This window comes from Streptomyces sp. NPDC059092 (assembly GCF_042756365.1).
Taxonomy (GTDB): domain Bacteria; phylum Actinomycetota; class Actinomycetes; order Streptomycetales; family Streptomycetaceae; genus Streptomyces.
Genome location: NZ_JBHZEJ010000006.1, coordinates 98353 through 125094, shown reverse-complemented (window position 1 = coordinate 125094; position 26742 = coordinate 98353). Strand labels below are relative to the sequence as shown.

At 69.7% G+C, this 26742-nt stretch carries 23 protein-coding genes and 3 pseudogenes; 17 read left to right on the top strand and 9 right to left on the bottom strand.

Annotation, left to right across the window (positions count from 1 at the left end; translation table 11 throughout):
- Window positions 1-19: 19 nt before the first annotated feature.
- The 4 genes from ACFXPL_RS06125 to ACFXPL_RS06110 form a co-directional block, all read right to left on the bottom strand.
- Window positions 20-511, bottom strand: coding sequence for an ATP-binding protein (locus ACFXPL_RS06125; protein WP_384913352.1), 492 nt, complete (start codon window positions 509-511; stop codon window positions 20-22).
- A 249-nt stretch (window positions 512-760) separates the two neighbouring features.
- Window positions 761-1156 (bottom strand): (deoxy)nucleoside triphosphate pyrophosphohydrolase, encoded by a 396-nt coding sequence (locus ACFXPL_RS06120; protein ID WP_384913212.1) that lies wholly within the window; start codon window positions 1154-1156, stop codon window positions 761-763.
- 65 nt (window positions 1157-1221) lie between these two features.
- The gene (locus ACFXPL_RS06115) at window positions 1222-1401 is read right to left on the bottom strand and encodes an SPOR domain-containing protein (protein ID WP_384913209.1); all 180 of its coding nucleotides are present in this window, start codon (window positions 1399-1401) and stop codon (window positions 1222-1224) included.
- A 403-nt stretch (window positions 1402-1804) separates the two neighbouring features.
- On the bottom strand, window positions 1805-2557 hold the full coding sequence (locus ACFXPL_RS06110; RefSeq protein WP_384913206.1) for a GntR family transcriptional regulator: 753 nt from the start codon (window positions 2555-2557) through the stop codon (window positions 1805-1807).
- Between the two features lie 89 nt (window positions 2558-2646).
- Here ACFXPL_RS06110 and ACFXPL_RS06105 point away from each other — a divergent pair, with 89 nt between their 5' ends.
- The gene (locus tag ACFXPL_RS06105; protein WP_384913204.1) at window positions 2647-5436 is read left to right on the top strand and encodes a discoidin domain-containing protein; all 2790 of its coding nucleotides are present in this window, start codon (window positions 2647-2649) and stop codon (window positions 5434-5436) included.
- Window positions 5437-5453: 17 nt separating this feature from the next.
- Here the strand turns inward: ACFXPL_RS06105 and ACFXPL_RS06100 are convergent, their stop codons facing one another.
- On the bottom strand, window positions 5454-5816 hold the full coding sequence (locus ACFXPL_RS06100; protein WP_384913202.1) for a hypothetical protein: 363 nt from the start codon (window positions 5814-5816) through the stop codon (window positions 5454-5456).
- Between the two features lie 71 nt (window positions 5817-5887).
- Complete coding sequence (locus ACFXPL_RS06095; protein ID WP_384913199.1) at window positions 5888-6637, bottom strand: LysR substrate-binding domain-containing protein; 750 nt, start codon at window positions 6635-6637, stop codon at window positions 5888-5890.
- Window positions 6638-6695: 58 nt separating this feature from the next.
- On the opposite strand from ACFXPL_RS06095, the gene ACFXPL_RS06090 reads away from it, so the two are divergent.
- Window positions 6696-7103: a DUF5997 family protein gene (locus ACFXPL_RS06090; protein ID WP_384913196.1), complete on the top strand. Its 408-nt coding sequence runs from the start codon at window positions 6696-6698 to the stop codon at window positions 7101-7103.
- 234 nt (window positions 7104-7337) lie between these two features.
- On the opposite strand, the gene ACFXPL_RS06085 is transcribed toward ACFXPL_RS06090, so the two are convergent.
- Window positions 7338-7784 carry a PPOX class F420-dependent oxidoreductase gene (locus ACFXPL_RS06085; RefSeq protein WP_384913193.1) on the bottom strand — a complete coding sequence of 149 codons (447 nt, stop codon included), beginning with the start codon at window positions 7782-7784 and terminating at the stop codon, window positions 7338-7340.
- Window positions 7785-8063: 279 nt separating this feature from the next.
- Here ACFXPL_RS06085 and ACFXPL_RS06080 point away from each other — a divergent pair.
- The 12 genes and pseudogenes from ACFXPL_RS06080 to ACFXPL_RS06025 all read left to right on the top strand — a co-directional run.
- Window positions 8064-8204: pseudogene (locus ACFXPL_RS06080) on the top strand (type II toxin-antitoxin system Phd/YefM family antitoxin); the annotation flags it as partial.
- Between the two features lie 215 nt (window positions 8205-8419).
- Complete coding sequence (locus ACFXPL_RS06075) at window positions 8420-10150, top strand: serine protease (RefSeq protein ID WP_384913190.1); 1731 nt, start codon at window positions 8420-8422, stop codon at window positions 10148-10150.
- A 3-nt stretch (window positions 10151-10153) separates the two neighbouring features.
- Entirely contained in the window at window positions 10154-12301 is a 2148-nt protein-coding gene (locus ACFXPL_RS06070; RefSeq protein WP_384913187.1) for a tetratricopeptide repeat protein, read from the top strand.
- An 84-nt stretch (window positions 12302-12385) separates the two neighbouring features.
- Window positions 12386-13822, top strand: coding sequence for a VWA domain-containing protein (locus ACFXPL_RS06065; RefSeq protein ID WP_384913183.1), 1437 nt, complete (start codon window positions 12386-12388; stop codon window positions 13820-13822).
- Window positions 13819-14667 carry a hypothetical protein gene (locus ACFXPL_RS06060; RefSeq protein WP_384913181.1) on the top strand — a complete coding sequence of 283 codons (849 nt, stop codon included), beginning with the start codon at window positions 13819-13821 and terminating at the stop codon, window positions 14665-14667. Before ACFXPL_RS06065 ends, ACFXPL_RS06060 begins: the two co-directional genes overlap by 4 nt.
- The gene (locus tag ACFXPL_RS06055) at window positions 14664-15896 is read left to right on the top strand and encodes an extracellular solute-binding protein (RefSeq protein ID WP_384913176.1); all 1233 of its coding nucleotides are present in this window, start codon (window positions 14664-14666) and stop codon (window positions 15894-15896) included. Before ACFXPL_RS06060 ends, ACFXPL_RS06055 begins: the two co-directional genes overlap by 4 nt.
- An 18-nt stretch (window positions 15897-15914) precedes the next feature.
- Window positions 15915-16244 (top strand): CU044_2847 family protein, encoded by a 330-nt coding sequence (locus ACFXPL_RS06050; protein ID WP_384913173.1) that lies wholly within the window; start codon window positions 15915-15917, stop codon window positions 16242-16244.
- Window positions 16245-16633: 389 nt separating this feature from the next.
- A complete protein-coding gene (locus tag ACFXPL_RS06045) occupies window positions 16634-17020 on the top strand; it encodes a CPCC family cysteine-rich protein (protein ID WP_384913170.1) in 387 nt (128 codons plus the stop codon).
- The gene (locus ACFXPL_RS06040; protein WP_384913167.1) at window positions 17017-17781 is read left to right on the top strand and encodes a HEAT repeat domain-containing protein; all 765 of its coding nucleotides are present in this window, start codon (window positions 17017-17019) and stop codon (window positions 17779-17781) included. The genes ACFXPL_RS06045 and ACFXPL_RS06040 overlap by 4 nt, the downstream gene beginning before the upstream one ends.
- A 398-nt stretch (window positions 17782-18179) precedes the next feature.
- Window positions 18180-19541 (top strand): hypothetical protein, encoded by a 1362-nt coding sequence (locus tag ACFXPL_RS06035; RefSeq protein WP_384913164.1) that lies wholly within the window; start codon window positions 18180-18182, stop codon window positions 19539-19541.
- Window positions 19538-20101 (top strand): hypothetical protein, encoded by a 564-nt coding sequence (locus ACFXPL_RS06030; protein ID WP_384913161.1) that lies wholly within the window; start codon window positions 19538-19540, stop codon window positions 20099-20101. The genes ACFXPL_RS06035 and ACFXPL_RS06030 overlap by 4 nt, the downstream gene beginning before the upstream one ends.
- A complete protein-coding gene (locus ACFXPL_RS06025) occupies window positions 20098-22017 on the top strand; it encodes an AAA family ATPase (protein ID WP_384913158.1) in 1920 nt (639 codons plus the stop codon). Before ACFXPL_RS06030 ends, ACFXPL_RS06025 begins: the two co-directional genes overlap by 4 nt.
- Before the next feature lie 188 nt (window positions 22018-22205).
- Here ACFXPL_RS06025 and ACFXPL_RS06020 read toward each other — a convergent pair whose 3' ends face one another.
- Window positions 22206-22736 carry an NUDIX domain-containing protein gene (locus ACFXPL_RS06020; RefSeq protein ID WP_384913155.1) on the bottom strand — a complete coding sequence of 177 codons (531 nt, stop codon included), beginning with the start codon at window positions 22734-22736 and terminating at the stop codon, window positions 22206-22208.
- Between the two features lies 1 nt (window position 22737).
- Window positions 22738-24093, bottom strand: coding sequence for a tetratricopeptide repeat protein (locus ACFXPL_RS06015; RefSeq protein ID WP_384913152.1), 1356 nt, complete (start codon window positions 24091-24093; stop codon window positions 22738-22740).
- Between the two features lie 202 nt (window positions 24094-24295).
- Between ACFXPL_RS06015 and ACFXPL_RS06010 the strand changes: the two genes are divergently transcribed.
- From ACFXPL_RS06010 to ACFXPL_RS06000, 3 genes and pseudogenes are all read left to right on the top strand, one after another.
- A complete protein-coding gene (locus tag ACFXPL_RS06010) occupies window positions 24296-25045 on the top strand; it encodes a hypothetical protein (RefSeq protein WP_384913149.1) in 750 nt (249 codons plus the stop codon).
- 78 nt (window positions 25046-25123) lie between these two features.
- Window positions 25124-26034, top strand: a pseudogene (locus tag ACFXPL_RS06005) (aminoglycoside phosphotransferase family protein).
- A pseudogene (locus tag ACFXPL_RS06000) lies at window positions 26035-26728 on the top strand (class I SAM-dependent methyltransferase).
- Window positions 26729-26742: the final 14 nt, after the last annotated feature.

Sequence of the window (26742 nt, the reverse complement as noted above, 5' to 3'; positions counted from 1 at the left end):
TCGTTCTCCCTTCACTCTTCTAACCAGGGAGGGGCAGCTCGAACCACACGGTCTTGCCCGTCTTCCCGCGCCGCGTCCCCCAGCGCCGTGCGGAACAGGCCACGAGACCCAGCCCGCGGCCCCCTTCGTCCTCTGGACCGGCGAGACGTTCCGTCGGGGGCTCGGGCAGCGGGTCGGAGATCTCCACCAGCAGAGCGGCGCCGGCTCCGGCCGGTCCCCCACCGAGGCCCCCGCGATCCCCGGCACCCCCGGTATCCCCGGCACCTCCGGCCCCCTCGGCCGCGAGGGCGTGCACCGCGAGCCGTACGCCGATCGGCCCGGAGGTGTAGCGCAGGGAGTTGGTCACCAGCTCGCTGACGAGCAGGACCGCCATGTCACGGAGGGAGGCGGGCGCGCCCCAGGCGTGGAGGGTGTCATGAACCGCGTGACGTGCGGTGCGTACGGTGTCGGGTTCGGCAGGGAAGGTCCACTCGGCGCGGGCGCCATCCGCTGTGTCGATCAAGCCGACCACATCCCAGGACCGACGGCAGACCCTCATCCGTGCGAGAGGGGCAGTTCGACATATACCCGGATTTCAGGACAACTACGCTCGCGGGGCACCGGGAGCCGCCGGGCCCGGAGCGGAAGCGGGTACGGGCCCGGAGCGGGTACGGGCCTGGGCCTGGGCCCGGAGCAGGAGCGGGCACGGCGCGCAGGGCACGAGGCCGAGGCACCGGGCATGAGACATGGGGCGCGGAGCGCCGGGGCGCCTGCACCGGCCTCACGGGAGCCGGCGCGCCGCCTCCGCGACCGCCGGGCGGTCCTGGTCGAGCCAGTCCACCGTGTGGATCTCGTCCGGGCCGAGCCAGCGCAGCTCGTCGTGGTCCTCAAGGGGCAGGGGTTCGGGCTCCCCGGCGAGCAGCCGGGCCGTCCACACCTGGAGTACATAGCCCGGCTTGAGCGGCCACTCGCCGGGGACCCGCTCCACCGGGCGCGTCTCCACGCCCAGTTCTTCCCGCAGCTCACGCACGAGGGCCTGTTCGGGCCTCTCCCCCGGCTCCACCTTGCCGCCGGGCAGCTCCCAGCGGCCGGCCAGCTCGGGCGGCGCGCTGCGCCGGGCCGCCAGCAGCCTGCCGCGGTCGTACACGGCGCCCGCCACCACCACACGATCACTCATGCGCCGGAGCGTAACGCGAGCGCGCTACGGGGCGGTGCGCGCTACGGCCCCACCATGGGGCCTTCCTACGGGGTGGTCTGGCTGACGCGCTCCACCCAGTACACCTGCCGGTGTCCGCGCGCCCCGAGGCCGTCGGCCATCTTCTGGGCCTCGTCCTCCGTGGCGTACCTGCCGACGCGGTAGCGATTGCCGTTGTCGTCCTGCCGTATGACCAGCCATGGGAGCAGGGCTCCGCTGTCGTTCATCGAGCCCCTTCCACCGACGACCCGCGTCTTTCCGAAGATCTCCAGGAAACCGCATTCCGCATATGCCCGAGCGTACGCCTGACCTTTACTGAGCGAATACGGGTTTACACAAAGAGGTACGCATCCGGCCAACAAAGCGCCGAAAACCGGGGGCGGGGGGCGCATTCAGCCGAACGCGCCCCCTCCGCAGGCCGCTCCCGCCGCCCGGCCCCGGCCCCCGCCCGCGTGCCAGGAAAGCCGCTCCACCCCCGGGACGGCACCGGCCCGGGAGCGGGAATCGGCCGTGGTCAGACGCGTCACGGCCGGTCCGCGAGGGCGCGGGAGCGGCGCACGGGAGGTCCGGCGAACCCGCCGGAGCGCGCTCCCCGTCACCGCCGTGCGGGCGGGAACACCCGCCCTCCGGTCATTTGACCGAAAGGTGGTAGGCGATGCGGTAGCGGTCGGCGGGGACGACGACGTCCGCCGTCTCCACCGCGCGCCCCGACGCGTAGTACGTCCGCTCCAGGACCATCACGACATGGCCGGGCACGCCGCCGAGCGTGATCAGCTCGTCGGCCAGCCCCGGGCGCGCGCCGACCTCTTCCAGGACGTTGTCCACGACGATGTCGATGGCCGCCATCCGCTCCACCACCCCGCACCCCCCGAGCGGCCCCTCCTCGGGCAGCATCACCGGCGTACGCCCGGTCACCGCCAAGGGCTCCCAGGAGGTGGAGAGCATCATCGGATCGCCCGCCTCCCGGAAGACGTAGCGCGTACGCATCACCCGGTCGCCGGGCTCGATGCCGAGCCGGGCGGCGATCTCCTGCGACGCCTCGTCCTGCTCGCTCCTCGACTCCCACGTCCCCCGCACGCCCGCCTCCGCCTGCTCCTGGCGGAACGGGCTGGACCCCACCGGCGGCCGGTAGCCGGACCGTGCGATCCGGCGCGGCACGGGCCGCTCCCGTACGTACGTACCCGACCCGGAGCGGCCCTCCACCAGGCCCTCGGCCATCAGCACCTTGCGTGCCTCCAGCGCGACCGTGTCGGACACGCCGTACTCCTGGCGGATGCGGGCCTGCGACGGGAGTCGGGTGTGCGGGGGCAGCGCGCCGTTGACGATCTTCTCGCGCAGATCACTCGCCACGCGCAGATAAGCGGGCTGCTCACCGAAGGCCACGGGCCACTCCCATCAGGTTGACAGACAGCAACAGATTGGCAACCGTCGGTTGTGGACCGCAAGCGTGGGCCAAGGTTTCACTCGAAGTGATGATTCGCGTTTACGCTGCGGCTTCCCGGAGGAACCGCCACATCCCGGCCCCTCCGCCACGCGCGCCGCACCGGGACACCGGGCACGCCCTTCCTACCGTCGTACCCGTGATCTCCCCCTCTCCTTCCCCCCGCACCCGTCTCGCCGCACCGCTCGTCGCCGCCTCGCTGCTCCTGGCCGTCCCGCCGCCCTCGTACGCGGGCCCCGCCCGGGGCGCCCGCACCGCCCCCGGGCCCGACGCCTCGTCAGGACCGCCCTGCGGGCAGGAGACCGGGCCCGGCTGGTCCCCCACCGCCACCCGGATCGACCCCGCCGACAGCTACCACGCGTACACCGGCAACGGTTATCTGGGCATCCGCGTCCCGCCCACCGGCGCCGGTTACGACGAGCCGGGCGGCGCGACGGGATGGCCGCTGTACACGCCCCGCTACGACGGCGCGTTCGCCGCGGGGCTCTACGCCCACGATCCTGGGACCACCGCCGACCGCCAGGTGATCGCCGCCCTGCCCACCTGGACGACGCTCGACGTACGCGTGGGCGACGAGACCTTCGGCCCCGGCAGCCGGATCTCCCACTACCGCCAGCGCCTGCTGCTGCGCTGCGGGGCCGTCGTCACCAGCCTGCGCTGGACCGCCGCCGACGGCCGCGTCACCGACCTGACGTACGAGGTGCTCACCGACCGCTCCGACGCGCACACCGGCGCCGTACGGCTGCGGCTGACCCCGCGCTGGAGCGGCACGGCCACCGTCACCGCCGCGCTCGACTGGCGCGGGGCGCGCCGGCTGACCCGTACCGGAGACGACGGGCGGACCGGCGACCAGGCCGACGTGGCGGCCGACGTGGCGGCCGACGTGAGCGCCGACACCTTCCGTACCGAAGGGACGGGGACGGCCGGCGCGGTCGCCTCGGCGCTGCGGCCCGTCCTCCGGGGCCCCGTGGAGGTACGGGCGGACCGTACGTACACCGTCGTGAAGTACGTGGGCGTCAACACGGCGCTGACGGCGAGGAACCCGCGCGCCGCCGCCGTCGCCGCGGCCCGGCGCGCGGCCGGACGCGGCTGGCCCGCGCTGTTCGCCGCCAACGCCGCCGCGTGGGCGCCCCTGTGGTCCGCCGATGTCGAGGTCCCCGGGCGGCCGGACCTGCTCGCCTGGCTGCGCGCGGCCCAGTACGGGCTGCTGACCGGCGCCCGCGAGGGCTCCGCCGACAGCATCGCGCCGACGGGAACGAGCAGCGACAACTACGCGGGCCTGATCTTCTGGGACGCCGAGGTCTTCATGTTCCCCGGTCTGCTCGCCACCCGCCCGGAACTGGCGCGCTCCGTCGTGGAGTACCGCTACCGCACCAGGGAAGCCGCCGCCGAGAACGCCGGGAAGCTGGGCTTCAAAGGGCTGTTCTACCCGTGGACCAGCGGCGGTTCCGGCCATCTCTGGTCGGAATGCCAGTCCTGGAATCCGCCGCACTGTGTCACCCAGATCCATCTGCAGAGCGACATCGCGCTCGCCGTATGGCAGTACTACGAGGCGACCGGGGACCACCGCTGGCTGCGGGAGCGCGGCTGGCCGCTGCTGAAGGGGATCGCGGAGTTCTGGGCCTCCCGGGTCACCGCCGACGGCGACGGCGGTTACTCCGTCAAGGAGGTCGCGGGCCCCGACGAGTACAGCAACGGCGTCACGGACGGCGTCTTCACCAACGCGGGCGCCGCCACCGCGCTGCGCCGCGCCACCGAGGCCGCCGTGCTCGTCGGCGAGGAACCCCCTGCCGTGTGGACCCGTATCGCGGAGCGGATCCGTATCCCCTACGACCCGGAACGCAAGATCTACCTTCAGTACGCGGGGTACAACGGCTCGCGCATCAAACAGGCCGACACCGTCCTGCTGACCTATCCCCTGGAGTGGCCGATGCCCCCGGGCGCCGCGGCGGCGACGCTCGACTATTACGCGGAACGCACCGATCCGGACGGGCCCGCCATGACGGACTCGGTCCACGCGATCGACGCCGCGGAGATCGGGGAGCCGGGGTGCGCGACGTACACGTACCTCCAGCGGGCGATCAGGCCCTTCGTCCGGGGCCCGTTCGCGCTCTTCTCCGAGGCGCGCGGCGACAAGGCGGGCGCGGACGACCCGCTCTCGGGCTCACCCGCGCAGGACTTCCTGACCGGCAAGGGCGGCTTCCTCCAGGTCTTCACCCACGGTCTGACGGGGCTGCGGCAGCGCGCGGACGGCGTACGGCTCGACCCGATGCTGCCGCCGCAGCTCGCGCGGGGCGTGACCGTACGGGGGCTGCGCTGGCAGGGCCGTACGTACGAGGTCGCCCTCGGCGCCCACGAGACCACGGTGCGGCTGACGTCCGGCGCGCCGTTCACCCTCCACACCCCGGCGGGCGACCGCCGGCTCGACTCCACGCTCACGCTCCCCACCCGCCGCCCCGACCTCACCGCGACGCGGAACGCGGCCCGCTGCCGCCCGGCGAGCGCCACCTCGGAGCAGCCGGGCCTGTACGCGGCGGCGGCGGTCGACGGCAGTCCGGCGACCGCGTGGGTCCCCAAGGACGCCACAGCGGCGCTCACGGTCGATCTGGGCCGTACGGAGCAGGTCGCCGCCGTCACCCCGCGGTGGACGGATCCGCGCCCCACCGGGTACGAGATCGAGACGTCCACGGACGCGGCCCACTGGCAGCCGCTGCGGCCGGGCGCACCGGCCCGTCACGTGAGGGTCACCCTCCACGCCGCGGCCGGCTCGGGTGCGGGCATCGGCGAACTGGACGTCCGCACCGACGGGGCGCACCGATAGCGCCCCGCGTCAGCGGGTCACCAGCGGGCCCCGGGCCGGAACGGGGCGGTCCGTACGTCGAGCCACTCCAACCCGGCCCACGCGGCGAGGGCGAGCACCGCCACCATGACGAGCGCGGCCACGCCCTCCCTGACCCGCAGGACGCCGGTGACCAGCGCCCAGACGCCGAGAGCCAGCGCGGGCATCCCGAAGAGCAGCAGGGGCAGTTCGACGTAGAGGAGGCTGTAGTCCCGCTCCCCCTCCAGCGCGCCCCGCACCCCGGGCCCGGCGCCGGCCATCCACACCACGGCCCCCGCCAGGAACCCGCCCACCACGGCCAGGCATCCGGCCCACCCGCGGGTGACCGGCTTCTCGTCTCCGTACCTCTCACGTAGCGCCATCACGGAGAGGGACGTGCGGGGGGCGGCCCCGGTTCCCGCGACCGCTCAGGACCGGCCCTCGGAACCGCCGCTCAGGACCGGCGGCGCGGCTTCCCGCGCTTCGCCCCGCCCTTGGCCGGCCCGCCGCCACCGGGCTTCCGCCCCGTACCGCCCCGCCCCGCACTCCTGGACGCCGGCTTCGGCTTCGCCTTCTCGGCGGGGGCGGGCGCGGGACGCCCCCGTGTGCTGTTGACGGTCCGCCCCCGGACGATCCCGATGAACTCCTCCACCAGGTCGGTGGTCTCGTCCTCCAGCCACGACAGCGCCACCCGCGACTCGGGGGCGTCCGTCACCGGCCGGTACGTGAGGTCCCTGCGGTGGTACAGCCGGGCCAGCGACTGCGGCACCACGAGCACCCCCACCCCCGCCGCCACCAGCTCGACGGCGTCCTCCGTCGTGGCGGGCCGCTCGACCGCGGGCAGCCCCGGCAGCCGCTCCCACTCCAGAGTGTCGTCAAGGGGGTGCAGCACCACCTCGTCGGCCAGATCCTCGGCGGAGACCTCTTCGACGGCGGCCACGACGTGGTCCTTGGGCACCACCACGACGGTCGTCTCGGTGTAGAGGGGAATCGCGCTCAGCCCCGTCCGGTCCATCGGCAGCCGCACGAACCCGGCGTCGGCGCCCCGGCCACGCAGCACGTCGGGCGCCTCGGCGGCGGAGACCCCGTCGAGGGTCAGGGGCACCCCGGGCAGCCGCTCGTGCCAGATCCGTACCCACTTGGCGGGCGTCACCCCCGGTACGTAGGCGAGCCTGAATGCGGGAGGTGTGTCCGAGCCTGTCACCCGGCCAGGTTACCGGCCGTGGTCAGAGGCCGCTCACACGCTCGATACGCTTGACTTCATGACATCGCACAAGACCACTGTCCAGACGATGAAGCCCGCGACCGCGGCGAAGAAGCTGGGCGTGTACCTGGAGGCCACCCCCGCGGAGTTCCAGGAGGGCGTCGTCTCCCGCAACGAGCTGAACGCACTGCAGACCGACCCGCCCGAGTGGCTGACGACCCTCCGCGACAACGGCCCGCACCCCCGCCCGGTCGTCGCGGCCAAACTGGGCGTCTCCATCGCGGGCCTCGCCCGCGGCGGCGTGACGGACCCCCTCACCACGGAGCAGATCGACGCGCTGAAGGCGGACAGCCCCGAATGGCTGGTCCGGGAACGCGCCACCCAGGCGGACGTCCGTAAGGAAGCGGCCCGCATCAAGGAGAAGAACGCGGAACGTGCCGCCCAGTCCCCCGGGGACCGCGCCTGACCGGTACGACCGGGCCGTGACCGATACGAGCCTTCACGCAGCGCCGCGTAGTCCTCGGCCGAGATGAGCACGGCGTTACCGCACGTGCACCTGGCTGGCGTCCCGGCAGGAGCCTCCGAAGCGCTGCCCGGCCCGCAGGCGGATTCCGGACAGCGAGAGACATCCGCGCCGGTGGATCCGCCGTCTCAGGGCTCAGGGCTCAGGGCTCAGGGCTCAGGGGAGGCTGCCGCCCGGTCACGGCGCGGGGACGGGGCCACCGGGCCGGAAGCGCTCCACCCCGACGATGTGCCGCACCTTGACCGGGCGCACGATCACCGCGACCCGCCGCTCCCCCGGCATGATCCACTCGAACCCTTCGCCACCCAGGTACTTCCGGGCCAGCCGGTCCATCCGGTCGTGCGCCTCCCGACCGTCGACGAAGCGGGCCACCTCGCCGCTGATCTGCACCCGGTCGAAGGGATCGGCGGCGTCCGCGTGCGAGAGACAGACGCGGGGATCACGGCGCAGGTTCTCCTCCTTCACCCGGCCCACCGAGGTGTTGAAGGTCAGCTCACCCTCTCCCTCCAGATCCACCCACATCGGGCTGACCTGCGGCGCCCCGTCGGCGAACACGGTGGCGACGTACCAGATGTTGGGGGCCCGCAGCCGGGCACGGACGGCTTCGTCGAAGATCGCGGTCATCCCGGGAGGTTACCAACCGTGACCGGGCGGGACCGCCTGCCGAGGAAAGGAGCGAACGACGCCGCGCGGAGGGGAGCGGGCGCGCCGTCGGCGGGCCGGCCGCCGCCCCGGACGCGAGCGCCACCTCGTCGGGAGTGGCGGGGGCCAAACGGATTTCCGTGCGGCCGCATCCAGCACCGATCCGGCACGGGCGGAGTCCATGCGCGTCCAGCATCCGACCGTGGCGACAAAGCCGTCCAGGCGCTGTGTACACATGGGACACTCGGCGCACTTGAGGGCATGACTCACCCACTGCCCATAGAGTCCATCCGCGACGTGCGCGCACACCTGGCCGAGGTCGTGGAACGTGCTGATCGCGACGACGTGCCCACAGTGATCACACGCCGGGGCAAGGGAGTCTCCGCGGTTGTGTCCGTCGAGACCCGGTCCGCTCCAGGCGGCGCGCGGCCACTTACAACTGGTCATCCCCAGCGCTCGATTCGAGACCGTCATCAAAGATCACACCGAACGGCCGGCGCACCGGGAGCGCGGTCCGGTACGTGGGGGTGAGCGTGCGCGGTGAGGCGGTGGCGCCGGCCGAACCGGACGTACGGACGTGACGGCCTGGATGGGTCTCCTCACGACAACCCGGGTCAATGTGGCGCTCGTTGCCATATCTTGGGCGTATGGCGCTGCATCACCACAGTGACCGTCCGTGGCGTGTGCGAGTGGACGACGAGGAAGGCACGCCCTGTGGCGCCGGAGTGCTGCTCGACGACCGGCATGTGCTCACCTGCGCGCATGTGATCCGGTACGCAGGGGCGGCCCCCGGGGGCACCACGTCCCGCGTGCGGATCAGCAGTGTGGCGTGCCGCCCCGAGTGGACCCGCACCGCGCGCGTGGCCCCGGGCACGTGGGTGCACGACCACGGCACGCAACGCGGCGACGTGGCCCTGCTCGAACTCGACGAGCCGGCCGGCTGCGGCACCCGGACCACGCTGTGGAAGGCACCCATCTCCGGCGGCACGGTCCAGGTGTACGGCTTTCCCGACCACACACCGTTCGGCATGGGGACGGACGCGCGGCTGGCGGGATCCGGTCACCGGCAGGGCGAGTGGGGCCTGTTGAACCGGGTGCGCCGGGGCGACCCGTGGATCGAGCCGGGATACTCGGGCGCCGGGGCGATGGCGGTGGGCGGCGAGTTCGACGGCCGGGTGATCGGCATCGTGGTGGCCGACTACGTCCATGGTGACGAGAAGGCGGCCTGGATGCTGCCGACCGAGACGATCCTGAGGTATCTGCCCGGGATCAAGGAGTTCACCGGCGGTGAGGGCAGTGACGAACTGGGTCCCTCACGCGGCGAGTTGCCCGGGGACATGCTGGGCGACCCGCTGCGGCTGGCGCTGACCCGGGAGCTCACCCGGCTGCTCGACAGCGGCTGGTCCGGCACCGCCGTCGTCGGCACCGGCGGTACGAACGCCGTGGGCGACTCCTGGCTCGTCCGTCTGGTGCGGACGAGCGGTCCGGCGGCCCGGGCCGGCGTCACGGACGCCGAACTCACCGGTGCCCCCGGGGGCACGGTCCTCGGGCTCGGCACCATCGACGCGGCCTACGACGCGCGCGGCAAGTCGGTCGGCGACCTCAGCGGCTATCTCACGGGCCGGTTCGGGCTCGACGGCGGAAACACCCACGAGGTGCGGCGGCAACTGCTGCGCCGCAGACCGCCCGCCTGCCTGGTGGTGGGCGGCGTCGACCGGGCCCAGGACCCGGAAGACCTCGTACGGGAGCTGCTGGGGCAACTGGCCGCCCGCGCCCGGTCACGCGGGGTCCGCCTCGTCCTCGGCTTCGAGGGCATGCCACCGGCCGGTCTGGCCTACGACGTCTCCCTCGACCCCGAACCGCTCCGCGGGGACGCCGCCCGAGGCGTGAGCGCCGCCGAGGTCCAGACGGCCGTCGGACAACTCGCCGCGCAGGAGGACGCCGCGTCCGCGCTGCACCAGGAGTGGGGCGTACGGTTCTTCGCCGCACCCCGGCCGCCACCCCTGACCGCCCCCCGGTTACGGGTCCGGCTGGCCGTGGCCCGGGCGACGGAGCCCAACCCCGAACTCACCGCGATCCTCGGTCAGGCCGACGACGCCCGCGCCGCCCTGACCGAGTTCGAGCACGACCTGAGCCGGCTGATCACAGCCCACGAGGACCTCACCACCTCCCTGGAACTGCACCGCGTCCGGGCGGCGCGGCACTTCGGCGACGAGGACCCGCGGCTCGCCGATCGGCACGCCCCCGCCGCCCGCGCCCTGGGGACCGAGCCGATCGACCTCCGGGCCGCCCGCGAGCTGGTCAGGCGCTACATCGACGAGGTCAACCGACGCTTCGACGAGAGGTGACACGTGGGGACGGGCCGTCAGATGTGCAACCGCCCCGGCTGCGGGGGCGGCGCGATCGACGCGCAGGGCTTCTGCGACGTGTGCGACCGCCAGCCACTGCCGCGGGACGGCGCCGCGCCGACGGGCCCCGTTCCGGAACCGGTGCCGCCGACGCGGGACGGTGCGAGCGTCGGCGTGGCGCGGGTACGCGCTGACCCCTGGTACGGCCTCGCCCTGGTCGACCCCGTGCAGGCCCCGGAGGCCCCGGACGTACCGGCGGGTTCGTCGGACCCGGTCCCCGAGCCGTACCGCTTCTGCCCCAACCCCTCCTGCGGACAGCCGGTCGGCCGCGACCACGACGGCGAGCCGGGCCTGACCGCCGGTTTCTGCCCGCACTGCGGCACCCGTTTCGACTTCGCGCAGCCGGGCGGCCTCACCATCGCCGGCCGCTACGACGTCAGACGCACCCTGGGTTCGGGGGCGTACGGCGCCGCCTACCTCGCCCACGACCGGAACCTCGCGACCCACGTCGTCCTCAAGGCCCTGCACAAGTCGGTGGCCAAGACCGCCCTGCACGAACGGGATGTCCTGGTCGAGCTCCGGCACGACAGCATCGTCCGCATCCTGGGCTACGAGGCGGAAGGGCCGCACCTGGTCCTCGAATACGTGCCGGGCGAACCGCTCTCGGCCCGCGCCGACGACCGTCTCGAAACCCTCCTCGCGCACGGAGTCCGGGTCCTCCAGGCACTCGACTACCTCCACGCCCGGGGCCTGTTGCACTGCGACGTCAAACCCCTGAACATCATCCGCTTCCGCGAGGAGAACCCGGCGGGCGCGCTCGACAGGGTGCGGCTCATCGACTTCGGCGCGGTACGCAGCCAGACGAAGGACACCGGGCCGGTCGTGGCGTACACGAGGGCGTACGCACCGCCGGAGTCCGATCCGGAACATCTGCGCCCCGGCCCCGGCTTCGACCTCTACGGACTCGGCATGACCCTGCGCGAGGTCTGCCGCTCCCACGGGACGGACCGCTCCGCTCCGGGCGTCGACTCGCTCCATCTGCTGCTTGACCGTGCCACGCACCCCGAGCGGTGGCGGCGGTTCGGGTCGGCACGGCAGTTCGCGGAGCAGCTCAGCGGTGTCATCCGACAGGTCGTGGCGGCCCCGCCGACGCACCGTCAGGTGGCCCGTCCCTCGGCCCTGTTCGGCGCGGCGCCGGAGCCACTGCACGGCGGGCTGGGCGCGGCCCGGCCTCTTGCCCACTGGGTCGAGGCGCAGCCGGACCAGGAAGCGCCGCTGAAGATGCCCGCGCCGTTCTCCGCACCGGAACCCGGCGACGTCGCGGCCACCCTTCCGGCGCCCCTGTCCGATCCCGACGACCCGGGCGTCACCGGCTCGGCCGGCAGTGCGCTGGCCGAGAGCCGACTCGCCCTGCGCAGAAAGGACGCCGCGGCGGCGGCAGGGCGGCTCGCGGCGGCGGGCCTGCCCGACTGGCACTGGCTGACCGACTGGTACCGCGGCCTGATCGCCCTGGCCGACGGGTCCCCGACGCGGGCCGCCGTCGCACTCGCCCAGGTGCGCAGGGCACTTCCCGGTGAGCTGATACCGCACCTCGCCCTCGGCCTGTGCACCGAGCTCCGCGGCGACCGCACCGTCGCGCGGTCGCACTACAGCGAGGTCTTCGACACCGCCCCCGCGCTCGGTGCGGCCGGTTTCGGCCTGGCCCGCATGCTGCTGCTGGCCGGCGAGCGCGCGGAGGCGGTCGAGGTCGCCCAGAAGCTGGCCGGGGAGTTCCGCTACGAGCGCGAGGCGCGCGTCGCGGCGGTACGCCTGCGCGTCATGGTCCTCTCCGATCCGGACCACCAGGCGCCGACCGAGGACGACGTGGCCCGGGCCAGGGCGGCCCTGCCAGGCCTCGACGTGAACGCGGCGGCGGCCGCCGCACTGCGTGCCGAGATCCAGTACGCGGAGTTCCTGTACACCCATGACCGGCTGAAACTGTCCGACACGATCCGCGCCCTCGGCCCGCACGCACCCACCGAGCGTGAGTACGTCGCACTGGTGGACCTGGCGAACCGGCTGCGTCCGGCGCTGAGTTGGGGATGGCCGGGAAAGCATGGCAGATCGGGTCATTCCCGTTCCGGATCAGCGTTCGGGAGGCTAAGCTCGTAGCACGTTCCGTCGAGGGCGCCAGTACGCTCCGTAGCGGCACCAGGCAGCGGCAGATCGGGGGCGCCGGTGGGGAACAGGCCATCCTTGGGACTCGGCTTCGCCCTGGAAGTGGACTCACCCTCGGATCTGCCCTACGACGAGGGGCGCGCGGACGCCCTGATCACCGTCGCGGCACACGCCGCCGCGGGCTCGGCGCCGCAGACCCCGAGTGCCGGGATCCTCATCATGGACCGCTCGTTGTCCATGTCCGGACACCGACTGGACGAGGCGAAACGCGCGATGTGCGCGGCCATCGACGCCCTGCGGGACGGCACCCACCTGGGGATCATCGCGGGCAACCACAAGGCCGACGTGATCTTCCCGACGACGGAGGGCCTGGCCCGCGTCGACGCCCGGGCCCGGGAGGACGCCAAGCTCCGGGTCATCGGCCAGCTCCCGGAAGGCGGCACGGCGATCGGCCAGTGGCTGGACCGCGCCCGCCGCCTCTTCGCGTCGGTGGAATCCCCCGGCACGGTGCGCCACGCGGTGCTCTACACGGACGGCAAGGACGAGCACGAAACGCCCGAACAGCTCGGGAACATCCTCACGTCGTGCGTCGACCGGTTCATCTGCCACGCGAGGGGCCTGGGCGACGACTGGCACTACACCGAACTCCTCCGCGTCACCGAGGCCCTGCACGGCACCGCCGAGGCCGTCGTCACCATCTCCGGCCTCGCCGGGGACTTCACCCGCCTGATGCACGACGCGCAGCGGATCGTCGTACCCCGGGTGTATCTGGGCCTGCGCCCCAACAGCCGTTTCCAGCTCGCGTTCGTACGGCAGACCCGCCCGGTCGAGGCCGAACTGACGGCGCGTCAACAGCGGGACGGAGAGACGCACGTCCCCCTGGGCTCCTGGGCTCCGGAGACCCGCCAGTACCAGGTCTCCTTCCGTTTCGACCCCGACAGTCTGACCGTCGACGAGCTCCTGCGCGCCGCCCGTGTCACCCTGCACGCCGAGTTCCCCGACGGGACCCGCCGGCCCTGCTCGGAGACCGCGGCCATGGTCGTACGCCGCCGCCCGACACCCGGCTTCGGCATCGCCCGCTCCCCCGACCTCACCCGCGTCGAGAACGAACGCGAACTCGGCATGGCCATGCGCGCCTGCGCGGACGCCCATCTGCGCGGAGACCTCGACCGCGCGGACCACGAACTGCGCCTCGCGATCGGCCTCGCGGATTCCCTCCGGGACACCACGCGCCTGCGGCTGCTGCGCGCGGTGGCGGCCGACGGCCCCGACGGCCGGCCGCAGGTGCGGCGGGACGTCTCCCGCGGACAGATGCTGGGAATCGGCGTCGACTCGACCAAGACCGTGAGCCGACCGGTCGAGCCGCACGAACTCCCGCTCGGTGACTCCGGTCCGCCACGCGTGTGCCCCCGGTGCGGCAGGACGCCGACGTCGCCCACGGCCAAGTTCTGCGAGGAGTGCGGGCATCGGTTCGGGGACGTGGGTGTGACCGGTGGACCGGTGGACGCGTGGTGAACGGCGGGCTGCCGCGCAGGCCCCATCCGGTCATGGTGCTGCGCTGGCTGAGGGCGGGCGTGCTGGGCATGGTGGCGGTGACGGCGCTGCTGTACCTGGTGGTGGCGAACGGGGCCGGAGAGCAGATCGCCGCCGCTCACCGCACGGGGACCGCCATCCGGCACATAGAGGACGCGCGCGAACAGGCCGGGAAGGCCGGCACCGCGCTCGACGCCGTCTCCCGGACCGGGGCGATCGACCTGATCGGCACCAGCGGCGACTTCGCCAACGCCACCGCCCGTGTGAGCTCCCTCCTCACCTCGGCGACAGAGGGGAACGCGGCCGGGGATCGGGGACTCAGCCACATCCAGTTCGTCCAGGGCCAGTTGGCCACGTGTGTGCAGATGGCCAACACGGCGGTCCTCGACGGGAAACCGGGCCTGGAGAGAGCGCGGGACGCACTGGACGACACACGGGAGTACGACGGCAAGGACCCGGTCCCCTTCACGGGCGGTCTCCGGCAGTCGCTCAGCGATCTCAGGGACCTGGAGGTCGAAGCACGCGATCGCCGGCACCACTCGGGCTGGCGCGACCCCGGCCTCCTCCGGCCGCTGTTCATCGGACCGTTGGCGGTCATGCTGCTGCTGGTCTGTGCGACCGGCTACATCTTCGTCCACCGCTTCCGGCGCTACCCGGGCCCGGCCCTCGTCGTGGCCACGCCGGCCACCGCGTCGATCAGCGTGGCCATGTGCACGATCAACCCACCACCCGTGGCGATCGCGCTGCCCGTGCTCGCCGCCGCCGGTGCGCTCGCGTATCTGGCCTACCGCCCCCGACTCGCCGAGTACAGGTTCCCTCGCCCATGAGAAGACCTTACGCACCGCTCCTGCGCTGCGCCCTGCTCCTCGGACTGCTCCTGGCGTCCGTCTCGTGCGGCGAACCGGAGAAGGACAAGGTGACGATCATGGTTCCCTGGTCCGGTACCGAGTTCGCAGCGTTCTACGCGGTCGTCAAGGACTTCGAACGCGACCACCCCGGCATCGACGTGGAACCGCAGGTCACTCGTGCCCTCACCCAGCAGCTCGACGCCGCGGTGGCCGCGGACGCGAAGCCCGACCTGGCCGTGCTGCCCAGTGTGGGAGCGATCACCAAGTACCGGGAGGAAAGGGACCTCCTGAAGCTCGACGTCGACACGGACGCGTATGTGCAGCCCTTCCGCGGGCTCGGCATGAACGGCGAGGACGTCTACGCGGTCCCCGTCAAGGCCGACGTCAAGAGCCTCATCTGGTACGACGCCAGGTCCACCGCGCGGCCGGCCGAGAGCTGGACCGCCCTGCGGGCCGGCTCCTACCGCTGGTGCCTGGGACTGGAGTCCGGTCCGACCTCCGGCTGGCCGGGCGCCGACTGGATAGCGGACATCCTGCTCTCCGACGCGGACGCCGGCACCTACACCGCCTGGGCCTCGGGTGCCAAGGCGTGGGACAAGGGGCCCGTCGAAGACGCCTGGACCACGTGGGGGAACCTCGTAGCGGACTCCCTCGAAGACGCGTCCACGCTCAACTTCCGCGATGCCGGCAGGAGCATGACCACGAAGGGGTGTTCTCTGAGCCACGGCGCCCTGTCCGCGATGCCTTTCGAGTCGGACCAGGTGAGGGACGACCAGTACACGTACGTACCGTCCTCTCGTGACGCCCTGGAGGTCTCGGCGGACTTCGTCGGAAAGTTCACCCGGAGCAAGAGCGCCGACGAGTTCATCAGGTACCTGGCGAGTACGGAAGCCCAGCGGGTCTGGGTGAACCAACCCGGCTTCGCGCTCTCCGCCGACAAGAAGGTGACGGAGTACGACAACACCACCCAGGGCCGGATAGCCGGAATACTCCGCTCCTCCCGTTACACGCTCTGTTTCAGCGCCGCCGACGCGATGGATCCCGATGTGTCCGCCGCCTTCTACCGAGCGGTGCTGGACTACGCGAACGGCAAAAAGCCGACGCCACTGCTGGCGGCACTCAACAAGGTCCAGAACGAACTCGGGTATGCGTCCCCGCAGTCCCCGCCACCGCCCAAGCCGCTCTGCGGCACCCCGAACCCTCACTGACCCTTCCAAGGAGACTTCATGGCGGACGCCATCCGGTTCACCCTCGACGACGGAACCGCCGTCCTCGTAGCCCCACCCGCCCGCACCGGAACCGGAGCCGTGGGCCTGGGAACCCGTCTGGAGAGCGCGGGAGAAAGCCTCCGCCAGGCACTGACGCCGATCACCGCCGCCGCGTCCGAGGTGATCGGCCAGTTCCGCGAGGTCGCCGAACGGCCCGACGAGGTGGAAGTCACCTTCGGTGTCGTCCTGGACGCCAAGCTCGGCGCGGTCCTGGCAAGCGCCGGCACCAGCACCCACCTCGACGTCACACTCCGCTGGAGCGGCAGGCAGCCCACACCACCGAACTGACCCCGGGCCCGGCATCCACCGCACCGGGCGGGGTGGCCGTCACCGCTGTTCAAGCGGACTTCGGAAGTGGGTCCGCGAACGAGCGCTGCGGCACGGTAAAAATCCGTGGGCCTGACCCTGACGAGTCAGGCCCCATTCGACCTGAACGTTTACCGGATCGGCGACGTGGTGATATGTCAACCGCTACACATTGAAGCGGAATGTCTGCGGTCTGATCCTGACCTGCGGCGGAGCCCCTCCCAGAGCCCTGACCTGGGATTTCCTCATTGGGATGCGTTGGCTCCCGACGGCCTTTTACGAGTGTCCTGCGGACTGGCTGCGGACTGGTCGGGGGCCCGAGGCAGAGAAATCCATGGCACACCGGTGGGACCTGCAACGAGACTGCGCAGGTGAGCGACTCCTACCCCTGTCCCTGCTGCGGGCACCGCGTGCTCGACGACATGCCCGGCTCGTACGAGATCTGCCCCGTCTGCTTCTGGGAGGACGACGGGGTCCAGTTCCGCTGGCCGACCATGGGCGGCGGAGCGAACAAGGTCTCCCTGATCGAGGCCCAGCGCAACTACCAGGACTTCGGAGCCTGCGACCAACACGGCCGTCGGCATGTCCGCCCTCCGGCCGAGGACGAGCCGCTTGACCCTGCCTGGCGCCCCATCGACCTGACGCGCGACTGCTTCGAGGACTGGGAGGCCGAGGACCGAGCCCCGTGGCCCGACGACCGCTCGGTGCTCTGCTGGTGGCTCCCCACATTCTGGCGCCGGGACCACCCGGCGTCATGACCACCCACATCGAGAGGCTCGCCCAGCAGCTCGACGGCGAGTCCGGCGAGTCCTACGACGCCCGCGCTGAACTGATCCACATCGGATGCGTCGCCATCCCCGCCATCCTCGACGCCCTCCCCTCCCTCGGGGGCTTCGGGCAGCTGACCGCCATCGAAGTCTTCGAGGAAGTCGCCGACCCCCACTGCGGCCCCACCCTGATCCCCCTGCTCGACGACGACAACCCCACCGTCCGGCAGTGGGCGGCCTCGGCCCTGGCGATCTTGGAGATCGAGGACGCGATTAAGCCCCTGCGCCGCGCCTACCGCGCCTGCCTGGAGCGGCGGACTCCACCCGACGAGTCCGAACCCGTCGCCATCCGCTGGGCCCTGACCGATCTCGGCGCCCGCAGCCCCGTCGTCCCCTCCCTGACCGCCCGGCTGCAAGCAAGTACCGGACTGGACAGCCCCGGCTGGCCCTCGGCCCACTTCGCGGAGATCATCGGCGACCTGGCCAGCCACTCCCAACTGGTCCTCTACTCCCAGTTCTGGCGAGTGGACGCCGGCCAGACGTACGGCGTCTCCGGCACCGGCCTCGACTGGACCGCGCCCTGGGAGCACCTGGTCGAGGGAGCCCGCGTCTGGTCCCTCCTGGAAGCCACCGAAGCCCCCGTCGCCGACAATATCTTCGTTGTCCCCACCTGGATCGACCGGACCGACTTGTGCCCGATGAGGTCGTCAGTGCCGTTCCAGCGCTCGCGGATCTCGGCTACGGCTACGTGATCGAGCGCCACGTGACGAGGAGGGGATCGGGCCACGCGCGCTACCTCGATCTGAGAAGCCGCAGCGTCCTGCAGCCCGGGTGGCCACCCGCCGAACGCTTCGCCCACCACCTCATCGACGACGACGACGCCGCCGTCACCGGCGCCGAACTGTCCGCACTCTTACCACGTGTCCCGCGCAGGTCGTGTCGCGTTGGCGAACCTCCGGGCGGTGCCCCGCGCCGTCGCATGACGCACTGGGGCACTATCGGCAAAACAAGGCTCTCGAAGGCTGAGTTGCCCCCTGACCAGCAGATTCGCAACAAAGGCACATGCGTGCGAAGCGGGCCGTCTTGACTGATCGCCACTGAGTACGCACAGTTAGCGGACGCGCGTCGGAGGGTTACATTGGAGTCGTCAGTGGGGGTGCAGAGTGCACGGCAACTCCTGTTGTCCACGCCTCAACTCGACGACTCGGGTGCGGACACCCTTGACCGGTACAACTGGCAAGCCTCGATGGCGGCTGCAGACGGCCTACGTCTGTACTTAGACGCCCTCAACGACGACGACCGCCCTTCTCAAGACGTTCACAGCCGCCTCGTCTGCGAGTGGCAAGAGGACTGGGCAGCGGTCGATGGTGATGCCGTGGAGTTGGTCTCCGCCAAGCATCGAGAGGTCACAACCGGGCCATTCACCACCATCAACAGCCTTGCGGACATCGGCGGCGTCGCCCATCTCTTCGGGCGTTGGCACGCTCTCGGTGAGACACCGAGTTGCCGGATGGTCACCACCTTTGGTCTGTCTTCCGAGGTGCAGAAGCTCGAGAAGGCGTGGCAGAAGCTAAGAGAGCTTCGGCTGGCTGAGCAGTCCCTGACCGTGTCCGACGAGCACCATAAGCCGGTTACTGATCTCTGTCAGGCACTGCGCTCCTACTGCAAGGAGCTACCCCCTACCTGGGCGCCAGCAGCGAAACGCATGCCGTCTCCGACCGACGCGGAGCTGGCGCAAGTAGTGCGATTCATGGCGGTACTGGACGTTGAGGCGGGAAAGCCTCCCCGCGACCACCTCGCATACGCCGCGGCGAACATGTACGCACGCCCTCTCTGCGACCGCCTGCGTCTCCACATCGATCCCGAGTCGGTCTGGGCCGCTGTGCACGACCTCTTCTACGCACGCATGCGCAAGGCAGGGCCAATACCGACCGGAAAGCTGCCTGCAGTACTGGCCTACCGAGTCGGCGCGAGTACACCCAGCACAACACAGCTGGAACGCGCCCTCATCAATCGAATCGTCACGCTCGATGACATAGATCTGGCGGTCAGGACCGCCATCTCTCAGCCTCACGGCTACCGGCCGCTTCCTCGCCTGCAACGAACCACCAAGCTTGCAGTGAAGATGTCTGCAGGCCAGTGTTCAGACAACAGCATCGAGCGCGCTGAGCATCTAGCGCAGGAGTACCGAGACTTCTGGCGCGAGGAGCGCAGCGGCAACCCCGCCGCCCGAGCAGCTCAAACGCGCCTTGAGCGCCAACTACTGCGCATCAGCGACGATGCGACCCAAGCCACGCTCGCTGAAGTGCCGCGCGGGCCAGCCTTCTGGCAAGCCTTGCAACGACTTCTCGCAACCATGCCGCTGCCGGACCTGCCTAGCGGCATGGATTCCGAGCTCTTGCTCGGCGGGCTCTGCGAGCTAACCAGCCAGTGCAAAGTGTGGTTCAGTGACAGTTTCGACGTAGACCAAGCGATCGAAGCCATCCAACGAGGACGGGGGCAGACCTCATGAGCAACGCCCTTGACCGCGCACTGTTGCGCGAGGATCTTGCCTACCACCAAGCGCGTGTCCTGATCCTCGTAACGTCCGTCGCTGGCACGGCAGGACACAACGGCAAGCTCGATGGTCTCACAAAGCTGGCCAAGCTTGATTTCCTTTTGCGCTACCCGGCCTTGGCGTCAACAGTTCTCGACCCTCTAAATCCGCAAGATGCACGCCTGGATTTGGCACCCGAGGAATTGGCAGCCCCAACCGAGGTTGAGGCGCCGATGACACGGTACAAATACGGGCCTTGGGACGATCGGTACTACGCAGTAATTGGTGCTCTCGTAGGACGCGGCCTACTTCGCTACGCCAAGGGCCGAAGAGGGAGCGTTGCGTTGGTTCCCACGCCACAAGGTAAGAAGTTGGTGACTGTTTTGGCTGCCACAGATGCATGGGCAACCATCAAACACCGCTGCGATGCAGTAGCAGAGGCTTCGGCAAACATGAGCGGAAATACCTTGAAGGACCTCATCTATGAGCGGCTTGCCGATCTGATGAACCGTCCCCACAGGGAGGTAATTCAGTGACTACGAAATTCCGAATCGAAAAGGTAACTATTCACTCAACGGAAGGCCCCGTCGAGTACCAGTTCCCTTCCAACCTCACAGTCTTGGCTGGCCCGACAGGCGTCGGAAAGACGACACTTTTCGAGTTGATCAAGTGGGGCTTGGGAGGCGACGGCCTACTCGCCCCAGTGGTTACCGATAGCGTCCAAGATCTCTCGCTGTGCATCACGATTGGCGAACATCGATTCCGCATCTCCCGTAGCATCGATCCACAAAAGAGGAACAACGTACGAGTCACGGATCTAGTGACCGGTGAGCGACTTCCGGATCACCAGATCAAGCAAGGCGAGACTCGAAGTCTCAACACGCTCCTCATGGAGAGCTTGGGGCTTCCTACCGATATGCGCGCTGCCGCGCAGACGGGCCGCAGTACGAAGGCTGGGTCCCGCATCACGTTCGCGGACATCTACACCTACATGTACATCCCCCAGTCTGAAATCAACCGCGATATCGCAAAGAGTAACGAAGGGTATCTTGAACCGAAACGCAAGGCGGTTTTCGAGCTCCTATTCGCACTCGCCGATAAAGACCTATTCGACAAGCGTTCGCGAGCAAACACACTTAAGGGCTTGGTCGACGAAGCCGTAGATCACCACGCCAAAATTCTACAATTCTTGCGCGACAGTAACACTCAAAGTCGAGAAGAAGCGCAACAAGAACTCGAAAGGGCGCTTACCTCGCAACGAGAGGCAGAAGAGCAAAGGGCGCAACTCAGGGATGACATTGACCCTATCACCGATAGGGAAACGCAAGCGCTTCGAGACCTCCTCAATGAGGCCGAGCGAAGCTTGGCAGATGCTCGTAGCGCTGAAGTTGGTCTGCGCCGGCAGATAAGGGAACTTACAGTTGAGCGCCGCCGGGTCACCTCTGATATCGCTCGCCTAAATCGAATGCGTGACGCAGGAGAGCGTCTGGCGCAGATCGAGTTCACCACCTGCCCTCGCTGTATGCAGGCGCTCAAGAGCCGCGAGGTGCCGCATGGACACTGCCGGCTGTGCCTTTTGCCTGATGAAGCAGCATCGACAGACGAACTTGACCAGTATGAGAGCGTGCAGCTCACGGACCAATTGGAGGAGATGGAAAAACAACTGACATTCATTGAACACCAGACTCAGAATGCGCGCCAACTAATCCTGGACCGGCAAGAACTCGTCCGCCATTTGGAAATGGCAATCGATTCTCGGACGGCTGATCGCGTAAGTCCGCGCCTCCAAGCGTACAGTGACATATCCGAGAAGATTGCCGCAGCACGCACGGCACAAAAGCACTTTGAGAATGTCTTGCAGCAATGGGATCGGGTATCCGATCTCGCCAGAACAGAGGAGGAGGCGAGGAAGCGTTACGAGCGGCTCGTTCGAGAGATTGACCAGCGGGACATCGAGCTAAAGGCCCGCCGCGCTTACATTGTGCGCGAAATCTCCCAAGAATTTAATCGAGTCGTGGCAGATCTCCAAATCCCGGGGGTCGAAGAGGCCAGCATTCACGAAACAAACTACCTCCCCCTTCTAAATGGGAAATCATTCAAGCAATTTTCCAGAGGCGGCGGCATCGTGACCGCCACCCAGGTTGCCTATTGGACATCCTTGATCGCAGTAGCACTGCGGGAAATGGACGTCCCCTATCCAGCTTTTCTCCTCATCGACAGTCCGCGTCTAGCACTGAATGAGGAACAGGACCTTAGCTCCGGGCTTTACCGAAGGCTAGTGACGCTGGCCGAGGCGAACGCTGGACGGCTTCAGATGATCATTGCCGATCACGCTTTGCCGGCTGAATACAGGAGAGATTACACCGAGATCGTCTTCAACTACACGAAGCCAAGTATCAGCTCCGTCAAGCATCCCGGAAAGGGAGGTGTGAAGCCGCTGGTTTCCACATAACAAAGCGGTACAGCACTCGGCGGGATCGGCATCACTTGCGCCACCTATTTGCCTCCGATCCCGGCACTGCATCCGCCCGGTTCTCACGCATTCTTCGACATCCCTCGCGTCGCGATCCACGGAGTTTTGACGAAATCAGCGCAGGGCGCGACAAGGCGTCGCCCGAAAGCCATCATGCAAGATCGAGGTTAATTCCACCCATCAAGTGATACCTGAAATCTGCCGCTCAGGTACTTGTGGAGAGCGTTGGCGGTTGTATCGACAAAAGCCTCGGGAATGGCATTGGTACTGACCCAGCGAACCTGGGAGTGCTTGCGGGGTTCACGGTTCTCTGGCTCGCCGGTCCATTCGTGGGCGACGAAGACGACCGTGAGGAAGCCGTTGGGGGCTTCGACGCCCCAGGCGCCGTGGATGATATGGGCGACCTTGAGGGACTCCGGCTTCACCGTGAGGCCCGTCTCCTCGTAGAGCTCGCGGACCGCCGTTTCGGTGATGGGCTCGCCCGGCTCGCTCTTGCCGACGGGGAGGTCCCACAGGCCCTGGGCGAACTTGGCGTTCTCGCTGCGCTGGAGGAGGACGACTCGCTTGGTGGCCTTGTCGTGGACGATGACGGCCGCGACCAGCAGCGTCATCGAGTCGAGCGCCGGCTTGAGGGCTGGGGGGCGGTTGTCGGTCTGCTGGGCCACGGGGTTCCCTTCGTCGGGCAGGTTGTTGGGCATGTTAGGCGCGGGCCTCGCGGGCACGGCGGGCGAGATCGGCGGCGCCGGGAACGCGGCGGCGCTGGTAGATCGCGAGCGTGGAACGGATCGAGGTGATCGCCTTGCGGGTGCGGTCGGAGGACATGCCCTCCATGAGAACCAGGGCCTGGGTCCAGGCCGCGACCGCTTCGTCGGCTCGGGCCTGGGCGGCAAGACTGTCGCCGAGGTCGGCGTGGGTGAGGGCATGGACGCGCTTGTACTTCTCCGGGTCCCAGCGGGTGAGCGCGTCACGGTGCTGCTGTTCGGTGCCGATGTGGTCGGCGAGGTCGGTCAGCGTGCGGGCGGTGTGGCTGGCCACGGTGCCGGCTGCTGGGCCGCTGACACAGGAGAAGCTGGGCTGGGGACCGTCCTCGCGCAGGAGCGCGTCTTCGGCGGCGAGGAGAGCGCGGGCTGCCAATGGGTTATCGCCGACCGCTGCGTAGGCGCGGGCGTGCGTGATGTGGAGGAGCGCTTCCGTCTGGCCGTCGACGTGGCCGAGGCCGCGGGTGAGGGCACCTTTGACGAGGTCCACGCAGTGGTGGGGTTGCTTGAGGCTGAGGGACTGGTGGGCGAGGGCGCGCATCATCCATGCGGCATGGCCGTGGGGGTCGGCTTCGCAGGCGAGCTGGTAGCCGACCTGGTAGTAGCGCTGGGCAGCGCCTTCGTGGCCGAGGTCGTGGTGCTTCCACCCTGCGAGATAGGCGAGTTCGGCGACAGCGCCGAAGGCGGCCCGGCGTAGGGCTTCTGTGGGGAAGCGGCCGCGCAACATGGGGGCGGCTGTGTCGGCGAGGTACGCGGTGACGGTGGTCAGGCCATGGCCGCCGCCGAGGCGTTCGTCGGCGGCGCTGAAGGCTGCCGTGATCTGTCGAACGACGTCGATGTCGTCGCTGCCGACGAGGGAGCGGGCGGTGCGGGCACGGAGCATCCGCGAGGTGGCTTCCTGGTCGTGCAGGAGCGGCATGGCCACGCCGGCCGTGGTGAACGCGGCGATGGCGAGGAAGCGGCGGCGTTCGACGTCCGCGCGGCCGAGGTCGGTGACCGCCGTGACGGGGTCAGTGTCCGGTAGCGCCTCCACGTCGGGTGAGTGAAGACCGAGTTCGGTTCGGGTGACGACGCGACCCAGCCGCCGGGAGAGGGCTTCGGCGAGGTACTGGCCTGCCTGGCCGGACGGCGTGCGGGCACCGCCCACCCAGTGGGAGATGGCCGACTTGTTGGTCTGGAGCAGTTCGCCGTTCTCTGCGGCGATGCGGCGTACGTCCCTGGCGAGCGCGTCGTACGTGCACCCGGCGGCGTTGATCGTTTCGCGTAAGCGGGAGTTGGCGCTGGTCGGTGTCGACACGATCGCCTCCGCTCCGAATCCGTAAACCGCGTATACCGCTTGGCCTCGGTCACACCGTACCCACTCTGCGTAGCGGACGGTTCACTTATCGACAGCCGCCCCACTCACGGCATCACGGGCCGGGCGGCCCCCAAGTTCCGTACGCCCCAACGGACTCGGGCATTCCTGTGCCCCGGCCCGGACGATCAGAGACGGAGACACGGTGACAACCATCGACACAACGACCATCACGGTCGAGCTGCCCCACGCCTTCGACCCGCGCTGGAACCGCCTGCCCGGCATCCAGGTCGACGGCCGGCGCATCACCATCGACCCGGCCGAGTACTTCTTCCGCTTCGAGTCCAGCACCTGGCTTGTCGCCGACTGGGAGCTGGTCAAGGCCCAGCTCCTCGACGTGGACGAGACGGCCGAGAGCGCGGTCGAGCAGCTCGCGCTCGACTTCATCAAACAGCACAGCGAGTCCACCTCCGATGCAGCCCGTGTGCTGGCGACGGCGTACGGGGTGTACTCGTACCTTTTCCGCGAGGAGCACCTGGCCGGCCTCGGCCTCCCGCAGATCACCGCCGACCACCTGCGCATGCTGCGCGAGGCGGCCACGCTGATGGCGCTCAACAAGGTCGAACTGGACGGGCACATCTCCAACGTCGGCCCGTGCTGGTTCTTCCCCGCCGCCACCTCCGTCGTCTTCGACCTGGACGACGCGACGGGCGGAATGCTCGACGAGGTCTACCACGGCGGCTGGTTCAACGAGCACCGCCGGATCGAGTCCATCAAGGCCCACGCCGCGCTCGGCGGCCGGCTCGTGCACGGCTGCCAGTCCGTGCCGGACCAGTCCGGCGGCGTCGTCGCGCCCTACGGTGCCTCGATGGCCAACTTCCGTGACGCCCTGGCCGAGTTCAAGGCGGGCTGGATCGAGCAGGTCTACGCCCGCCGCGTGACCGCAGCCGAGTAACCCCGCCCCAGTACGGCTCCGGGGCGGGCCAGCTCGCGCGCGCCCGCCCCGGAGCCCACCAGCTCCCTGGAGACCCTCATGGACCAGAGCCTGTCCGCCGCCCTGCTGGACGACCTGTGCAACCTTGTCGGCAAGCCCCTCCCCGAACGTGCCGAGATTCGCGTCTGGGGCATGTCCGGCGTCGAACGCGTCACCTTCCCCGACGGCACCACAGCCGTTTTCAAGTACGCCAAGGAGCCCTTCGACCGCGAGGCCCAGGCCCTGCGGGCGGCATACCAGCGCGGCCTCCCGGTCCCCGCCCTCCACGCCACTGCCACGCAGGACAAGCGGCTCGGGCTGCTCATGGACGACCTCGGCACTCCCGTACGGGACGCCGACGACCTCGACGGTGTCGCCGCCGCCGTGATGCTCCATGCCGCCCGCCCAGCGGGCGGTCTGCCCCTCCTCGACGGTGCCGGCCTCGCAGCCCTGCCCGGCCGAACCTCGATCACCTCCAGCGGCTGCGGAAGACCGACCGCTGGACGGACTGCGACGACATCGAGACCACGCTGGGGAAGATCTCCGCCGCGGCCGAGACCCGTGTCCAGGGGGCGACGCTCGACCCGTTTGGCTGGGTCCACTCCGAGTTCCATCCCACGAGCGTCCACATCGGGGAGAACGGCTGGCATCTCCTCGACTTCGCCCGCGCCTTCACCGGACCCGGCCTGATCGACCTCGCCTCCTACCACGGCACCACCGACGTACCGAGCCCCTTCCGTATGCGGGTGTTCTTGGAGCAGTACGTCACCGCAGGCGGTCATGAGGACGCCCTCGCCGTTCGGGGCGGCCTGGCCGCAGAGGCATGGGCCCTGGGCTGGCATCGCATGTGGGCCGTGGAGTGGTTCATGGAGCAGGCCATCCGCTGGATCGACGACCCGGCCAAGGACCCCGCCTACATCCCCGTCGTCCGCCGCCACCTGAACGACGTGGTCCAACTCCTGGAGGTCTAGGTGCTCGCCCAGGTCTCCCCCTGGTACACCCACGCAGCCCAGCGCACAGCCGCCGCCCCCCTCACACGCCCTCACCGCGCCGACCCGGATGGAATGGAGTACCCACGCTGGCCTCGGTCCCGGCGCCGAGATTTTGGGACGGGACCTCTGCGGCAAACGCGTCCTGGAGCTGGGCTGCGGCCCCGGCCACAACGCGGCCCACCTCGCGAAGCACCACCGGGCCCGCGCCACCGGCGTGGACTTGATCGGCCTCCAGGTGCGTCGGGCCCGCTCCCACTACGGCCACATCGACGGCGCCATCTTCGCCGCCGGCCACGCACTGCACCACCTACAGGCCATTGGTCAGACCTTCGACGCGATCTACTCGGTCTTCGGCGCCGTCGGCCTCGTCGCCCCCGAGCTCCTCCTCGCCGCAATCTCCCGACGCCTGAAACCGGGCAGTGTCCTGGCCTTCTCCGTCCCTCACCCGGCACGGGCCGGAAGACATCCATCCACGGACGACCGTCCGCACAAGGACTACGTCACCATGCCCGACCGCACCCGACTTCCCCTCGCCCGATGGGAGTTCGACGCCCGCCGCTGGGGAGCCCACCTCTTCCGGACCGGCCTGCGCATCACCTCGACGGTGGAGCTGCGGCACCCGCGCCGCGACCCCTGGCCCACCACCCTCCTGATCACCGCCCGCAAACGCTGACCGACGGAGGAAAC